This window comes from Streptomyces turgidiscabies Car8, from assembly GCF_000331005.1.
Lineage (GTDB): Bacteria > Actinomycetota > Actinomycetes > Streptomycetales > Streptomycetaceae > Streptomyces > Streptomyces turgidiscabies.
The window spans coordinates 1-5,613 of record NZ_AEJB01000269.1; the positions used below are offsets into that span (position 1 = coordinate 1).

Annotated in this window: 4 protein-coding genes; 3 read left to right on the top strand and 1 reads right to left on the bottom strand. The window is 68.7% G+C overall.

Going from position 1 to position 5,613, the window contains the following annotated elements:
- Nucleotides 1-182 precede the first annotated feature (182 nt).
- On the bottom strand, nucleotides 183-2,030 hold the full coding sequence (locus tag STRTUCAR8_RS17360; protein ID WP_006377120.1) for a phosphoenolpyruvate carboxykinase (GTP): 1,848 nt from the start codon (nucleotides 2,028-2,030) through the stop codon (nucleotides 183-185).
- Between the two features lie 327 nt (nucleotides 2,031-2,357).
- On the opposite strand from STRTUCAR8_RS17360, the gene trhA reads away from it, so the two are divergent.
- The 3 genes from trhA (at nucleotide 2,358) to STRTUCAR8_RS17375 (ending at nucleotide 5,434) form a co-directional block, all read left to right on the top strand.
- A complete protein-coding gene (trhA, locus tag STRTUCAR8_RS17365; protein ID WP_006377117.1) occupies nucleotides 2,358-3,077 on the top strand; it encodes a PAQR family membrane homeostasis protein TrhA in 720 nt (239 codons plus the stop codon).
- 136 nt (nucleotides 3,078-3,213) lie between these two features.
- The gene (locus STRTUCAR8_RS17370; RefSeq protein ID WP_006377119.1) at nucleotides 3,214-4,803 is read left to right on the top strand and encodes an MFS transporter; all 1,590 of its coding nucleotides are present in this window, start codon (nucleotides 3,214-3,216) and stop codon (nucleotides 4,801-4,803) included.
- A 4-nt stretch (nucleotides 4,804-4,807) separates the two neighbouring features.
- Entirely contained in the window at nucleotides 4,808-5,434 is a 627-nt protein-coding gene (locus STRTUCAR8_RS17375) for a TetR/AcrR family transcriptional regulator (RefSeq protein ID WP_006377118.1), read from the top strand.
- Nucleotides 5,435-5,613: the final 179 nt, after the last annotated feature.

Genomic DNA, 5,613 nt, shown 5'->3' on the forward strand with positions numbered 1-5,613 from the left:
CGCCAGGAGTCGCACACCCGCTACCTGGAGGGCCGAGGGCCCCGGAGCGGCGGACTCAACGACTGACGCACGCATGCTGTGGCGCGTAACGCGCGCACCAGGCGGTCCCGCGGCCGGTCGTGGCGACGTCGCAGGTCAGGGCAAGTCCGACCGGCCGCGGAGTCAGAAAGGGATCCGTGGGCCTAACCCAGGCGCTGCACCAGCGCCCGGTACTCGTCCCACAGCTCCTTCGGGGTGTGGTCGCCGAACGTGTTGAGGTGGTCGGGAACCAGTGCCGCCTCCTCGCGCCACACGTCCTTGTCGACCGTGAGCAGGAAGTCGAGGTCGGACTCGGAGAGTTCGAGGCCGTCCGTGTCGAGCGCGCCCTTGGCCGGCAGCACGCCGATCGGCGTGGCGACGCCCTCGGCCCTGCCGTCCAGCCGGTCCACGATCCACTTCAGGACCCGGCTGTTCTCACCGAAGCCGGGCCACACGAACTTGCCCTCGTCGTTCTTGCGGAACCAGTTGACGTAGTAGATCTTCGGCAGCTTGGACTGGTCCTTGTCCTTCGCCACGTCGATCCAGTGCGCCATGTAGTCGCCCATGTTGTAGCCGCAGAACGGCAGCATGGCGAACGGGTCGCGACGCAGCTCGCCGACCTTGCCCTCGGCGGCGGCCGTCTTCTCGGAGGCCACGTTCGCGCCCAGGAAGACACCGTGGTTCCAGTCGAAGGACTCGGTGACCAGCGGTACGGCGGTGGCGCGCCGCCCGCCGAACAGGATCGCCGAGATCGGCACGCCCCGCGGGTCCTCCCACTCGGGCGCGATGATCGGGCACTGGGCGGCGGGGGTGGTGAAGCGGGCGTTGGGATGGGCGGCCGGAACGCCTGCGGACGGCGTCCAGTCGTTGCCCTTCCAGTCGGTCAGATGGGCCGGAGTCTCCTCCGTCATGCCCTCCCACCAGATGTCGCCGTCGTCGGTCAGCGCCACGTTCGTGAAGACCGAGTTGCCCCAGAGCGTCTTCATCGCGTTGGCGTTGGTGTGCTCACCGGTGCCGGGCGCGACGCCGAAGAAACCGGCCTCGGGGTTGATGGCGTAGAGCCGGCCGTCCTCGCCGAAGCGCATCCAGGCGATGTCGTCGCCGATCGTCTCGACGGTCCAGCCACTGACCGTCGGCTCCAGCATCGCCAGGTTCGTCTTGCCGCAGGCCGACGGGAAGGCGGCGGCCACGTACTTGGACTCGCCCTGCGGCGGGGTCAGCTTCAGGATGAGCATGTGCTCGGCGAGCCAGCCCTCGTCGCGCGCCATGACGGACGCGATGCGCAGGGCGTAGCACTTCTTGCCGAGCAGCGCGTTGCCGCCGTACCCGGAGCCGTACGACCAGATCTCGCGACTCTCCGGGAAGTGCGAGATGTACTTCGTGGAGTTGCACGGCCACGGCACGTCGGCCTCGCCCTCGGCCAGCGGCGCCCCGAGCGTGTGCACAGCACGCACGAAGAAGCCGTCACTGCCGAGTTCGTCGAGGACGGCGCTGCCCATGCGCGTCATCGTGCGCATGGAGACGGCGACGTACGCCGAGTCGGTGATCTCGACGCCGATCGCGGAGAGGTCCGAGCCCAGCGGACCCATGCAGAACGGGACGACGTACATCGTCCGGCCCTTCATCGAGCCGCGGAAGACGCCCTTCTCCCCCGCGAAGATGTCCCGCATCTCGGCGGGATCCTTCCAGTGGTTGGTCGGGCCCGCGTCCTCCTCCTTCTCGGAGCAGATGAAGGTGCGGTCCTCGACGCGCGCGACATCGGTCGGGTCGGAGGCCGCGTAGTAGGAGTTGGGGCGTTTGACCGGGTCCAGTTTCCTGAAGGTGCCCTTTTGGACGAGCTCTTCGCACAGTCGCTCGTACTCGGTCTCGGATCCGTCACACCAGACCACGTTGTCCGGTTGCGTCAGTTCTGCGATCTCGTTGACCCACGAGACGAGTTGCTTGTGGTTGGTCGGGACGGTGTCGGAGAGGAAGGTGCCAGAGGGAACGGGAGCCGCGATGTCGCGCGCCACGATTGCTCCTTGAATGAGGGTTTTTTGTTGACTGCCCCTTGGGGGCCGCGACCCGGATGCTTCACGGTGATGATCAATGGCGCTCATCCGGTGCCGACTGCACTCATTTGATCATCCGACCGGAGCGCCCATCTGTCCAGAGGGCCTCACACCTGAGCGACGTGACCATCGCCACTCACCCTTTACCCCCTCTGGAGTTTTCTCCCGGCCGCCGTGCGTTCACCTGGCGCATCCGAGACCCAACCCACATGAGAGGCTGACCACTTCCACCCCCTCCCGCCGCCGGACTGACGCGTAACTTACGGTTACGTAGGTACGATTGCCGTCATGACTGCGTCCGCCCCCGACGCGCCACTGGACCCACCGGCCGCCGGCCGCGGTCCACTGGCGCTCTCGCTGCCACATTCCGATGAGATCAAGCCCAAGCTGCGAGGCTGGCTCCATCTCGGCATGTTTCCGGCCGTGCTCATCTCCGGCCTGGTGCTCACCGCGCTCGCCAGTTCGAGCCGGGCGCGCATCGCCTGCGGGATCTTCACCCTCACCGCCTGTCTGCTGTTCGGCGTGAGCGCGCTCTACCACCGGGGCACCTGGAGCCCGCGCATGGACGGCGTCCTGCGCAGACTCGACCACGCGAACATCTTCCTGATCATCGCGGGCACCTACACCCCGCTCACGATGCTCCTGCTCCCGGCGAGCCAGGGGCAGTGGCTCCTGTGGGGCGTCTGGGGCGCGGCCGTGGCCGGCATCGCCTTCCGGGTGTTCTGGGTCGGCGCCCCGCGCTGGCTCTACACCCCCTGCTACATCGCGATGGGCTGGGCGGCCGTCTTCTTCCTGCCGGACTTCATGCGCGCGGGCGGTATCGCCGTCCTGGTGCTGGTCATCGTCGGCGGCCTCCTCTACAGCGCGGGCGGCGTGATCTACGGACTCAAGCGCCCCAACCCGTCACCCCGCTACTTCGGCTTCCACGAGGTGTTCCACTCCCTCACCCTGGCGGCCTTCATCGCGCACTACATCGGCATCTCGATGGTTGCCTACCAACACGGATAACCCCCGACCTCCCCTCCCCCGGACGGCCACGACTCCCGAGTCGCGGCCGTCTTCTGCGTGCCCTCGCATCCCGTTTCACATCTCCCTGCTTCCCATCAGTTGACAGTCTCCACCTTTTGAGAGTTACTCTCATTTCATGGCTACTGTCACTGGAACAGGCTCCGGCACCGACAACACCACCCCACCCCTCGACCCCCGCCGCTGGTGGGCCCTGGGCGCCTTGGTCGCGAGCATGCTCGTCCTCGGCTTCGACATGACGATCCTCAACGTGGCGCTGCCGACGATGGCCGCGCAGCTCGGCGCGAGCACCGGCGAACAGCAGTGGATGGCAGACGCCTACATCGTCGTCTTCGCGGCGCTCATGCTCCCGGCGGGTCTCCTCGGCGACCGCTTCGGGCGGCGCCGGATGCTGATCGCCGGGCTCGGGATCTTCCTCGCCGGGTCGCTCGTCGGCGCGCTGGCCGGTGACGTCAACTGGATCGTCGCGGCCCGCGCGCTGATGGGAGTGGGCGCGGCCCTGGTCATGCCCCTGGCCCTCTCCGTCCTGCCCTCGCTCTTCCCGCCCCACGAGCGCACCAAGGCCGTCGGTGTCATCTCGGCCGGCTCCGCGCTCGGGATGCCGCTCGGCCCGATCATCGGCGGCTGGCTGCTCAACCACTTCTGGTGGGGTTCGGTCTTCCTGATCAACGTCCCGATGGTCGCCATCGGCATCGCGGCCTGTGTGTTCCTCCTCCCCGAGACCCGCGACCCGGCCTCCCCCAAGGTGGACGTGATCTCCACGGCGCTCACGGCGACGGGCCTGGGCGCGCTCATCTACGCGATCATCGAGGCCCCGACCCGAGGCTGGACGAACGCCCTCGTCCTCTCCCTGTTCACCGCGGCGGCCGTACTCCTCACGGCCCTCGTCCTGCGCGAGCGCCGCGCCACCCGCCCCATGCTCGACATGACGCTGCTCTCCCACCGGGGCTTCCTGCTGAACGCGGTCGCGGCGACGCTGGTGATGTTCGTCCTCTCCGGTCTGATGTTCGTCCTGCCGCCGTATCTCCAGGCGGTCCTGGGCACCGACGCCCTGGGCACGGGCGTACGGCTGCTGCCGCTGATGGCCGGCCTGTCGGTGGCCGCACGGGCGGCCCAGCCTGTCAGCGCCCGGTTCGGCTCGCGGGCGACCGTGACCGCCGGTCTGGTGGTCCTGGCCTTCTCGGCGATCCTGGGCAGCCGTACGACGGTCGACTCCGGCTACGGCTACACGGCCCTGTGGCTCACCGTCGCCGGCCTCGGCTTCGGCTTCGCGGTCGTCCCGGCGATGGACGGCGCCCTGGCCGCGCTGCCCTCCGACCGCGCGGGCAGCGGCTCCGGGCTCCTGATGACGCTGCGTCAGGTCGGTGGCGCGATCGGTATCGCGCTGCTGGGCAGCCTGCTGGCGAGCACGTTCCGCGACCGCCTCGACGTCACCGGCCTGTCCGCCCGCCTCGCGGACACGGCCGGCGACTCGGTGGTGGCGGCCCATCTGATCGCCAGGGGGACGGGGTCGACCCACCTGCTGACCTCGGCGAACAGTGCGTACGTGCATGGCATGGGCGTCGTCCTGCTGGTGAGCGGAGTCGCGGCTCTGGTGGCGGCGCTGCTGGCGGGGGCGTTCCTCCCCGACACTCCGGCCCACACCCCCGCCGGCACCCCCGTCGGCACCCCGGACATGGCAGCCGACTCGCCCGATGGCCGAGAATGAGCGTATGACGGCCGCACGCAGCTCCCCCCTCGCCGACCGCCCCCAGCTGGGCCTCCGTGAGCGGAAGAAGATCAAGACCCGGATGGCGATCCGTGCCGCGACGTACGAACTGATCGAGAGCCAGGGGTACGACGCCACGACGATCGAGCAGATCGCCGAGCGCGCCGAGGTGTCGCAGTCCACGGTCTTCCGCTACTTCCCCACCAAGGAGGACATCGTGCTCACCGACGAGTACGACGCCTTGATGGAGGAGGAACTGCGCAGGCGCCCGGCGGACGAACCGTGGCTCGAATCCCTGCGGTACATCCTGAAGAAGGCCGTCGGCCTCAGCAGGGCCGAGGAGCCCGAGGTGACGCGGCTGCGCAGCAGGCTGATGCTGGAGGTCCCGGCGGTCCGCTCCCGCATGATCGAGAGCATGTCCGAAACCGGGCGCCTCCTCTGCCGCGTCATCGCGGAGCGCACCGGCCGCGACCCCGCCGACCTGGAGGTCCGCGTCTACGCCATGTCCCTGATCGGCGGCCTGGCCGAGATCACCGTCTACTGGGCGCAGAACGACTTCAGGGACAGCCTCCCCGACCTGGTGGACCGAGCGGTGAACGTCTTCGAACAGGGCTTGCCGACCCTACGCTGACCTGCGGTGCTTCGGCGTTGGTTCATGTCGTCCGGGATCTGAGGACGAGGCCCCTCCAGCCCAGGCCGTGTTTCCCACCCACCCACCCGTTTACTGCATCTCTCCAGCCCAGGCCGACACCCTTCCAGCGCAGACCGCATTTTCAGCCCGTCCGGCGTTTGAGGACAAGGCCCCTTCAG

Coding starts and splice junctions, on each gene's coding strand:
- STRTUCAR8_RS17370 (WP_006377119.1), top strand. CDS start 3,214: ATGGCTACTGTCACTGGAACAGGCTCCGGCACCGACAACACCACCCCA.
- trhA (WP_006377117.1), top strand. CDS start 2,358: ATGACTGCGTCCGCCCCCGACGCGCCACTGGACCCACCGGCCGCCGGC.
- STRTUCAR8_RS17375 (WP_006377118.1), top strand. CDS start 4,808: ATGACGGCCGCACGCAGCTCCCCCCTCGCCGACCGCCCCCAGCTGGGC.